At 60.2% G+C, this 1,278-nt stretch carries 1 protein-coding gene; it reads left to right on the forward strand.

Annotated features, from left to right (window positions below; all coding sequences use genetic code 11):
- Positions 1-63 precede the first annotated feature (63 nt).
- Positions 64-1,244, forward strand: a protein-coding gene (locus tag ACS5Q0_RS27460) for an IS3 family transposase (RefSeq protein ID WP_473129786.1) whose coding sequence is annotated in 2 segments (ribosomal slippage) — positions 64-328 and positions 328-1,244 — 1,182 coding nt in all. Because the reading frame shifts where the segments join, the coding sequence is not laid out codon by codon here.
- Positions 1,245-1,278 lie beyond the last annotated feature (34 nt).

Genomic DNA, 1,278 nt, shown 5'->3' on the forward strand with positions numbered 1-1,278 from the left:
TGATTCACCCCCATTGAATTGGTCCACCTTGAAGTATGTCTTGAGGCAGACAGGAGGACCACAATGCCCAGGAAGCGCCACAAGCCGGAAGAGATCGTCGCCAAGTTACGTCAGGTCGATGTAATGGTCTCACAAGGCCAATCCGTGGCCGATGCCGTTCGCATGATCGGCGTGACGGAGGTGACCTATTATCGATGGCGGCAGGAGTTCGGTGGGCTCAAATCAGATCAGGTCAAGCGCCTGAAGGATCTGGAAGCGGAAAACGCCCGGCTCCGACGCGCCGTAGCGGACCTAACGCTGGACAAGCAGATCTTGAAAGAGGCCGCGGCGGGAAACTTCTGAGCCCCGCCCGTCGCCGGGCCTGCATCGATCACGTCCGATCCAAGCTGAAGCTGTCCGAGCGGCGGGTCTGCCGTGTGCTCGGACAGCATCGTTCGACGCAACGGCGTATTCCGCGGGGGCGAGACGATGAGGAGCGGCTCACCGCCGATATCATCGCGCTCGCTCGCCAGTATGGCCGCTACGGCTACCGGAAGATCGCAGAGCTTCTGCGTTCAACCGCCGGCTGGGTCGTCAATGACAAGCGGGTCGAGCGGATCTGGCGACGGGAGGGGCTGAAAGTGCCGAGTAAGCAACCGAAGAGAGCAAGACTCTGGCTCAATGACGGATCTTGCATCCGGCTGCGAGCAGAACGGCCCAACCATGTCTGGAGCTACGACTTTGTCGAGGATCGCACCCATGACGGGAGGAAGTACCGGATGCTCAACGTGATTGACGAGTTCACGCATGAGTGCCTGGCCATCCGGGTGAACCGCAAACTGAAAGCCGCCGATGTGATCGATGTTCTCTCGGATCTGTTCATCCTGCGCGGCGTGCCCGAGCACATTCGGTCAGACAATGGCGCGGAGTTTGTCGCGAAGGCCGTCCAGGACTGGATCAACGCGGTTGGGGCGAAGACGGCTTACATCGCGCCAGGCAGCCCGTGGGAGAATGGGTTCATCGAGAGCTTCAATGCGCGGCTCAGGGATGAGTTGCTCGATGGTGAGATCTTCTATTCGCTCAAGGAGGCGAAGATCGTGATCGAGAGTTGGCGACGGCACTACAATACTCTGAGGCCTCATGGATCCATCGGGTACAAGCCGCCGGCCCCAGAGGTGTTCGTCCCGGCCATGTCGGTGCGAGCAGCGCCCAACCCTCAACCAACTGCGTCATCCGTGCTGGCGGAAAGGCCATCACTCCATTAACATTCCAACCGGACCCCTCCATGGGGGCGGATCA

The organism is Microvirga sp. HS2 (assembly GCF_055792805.1).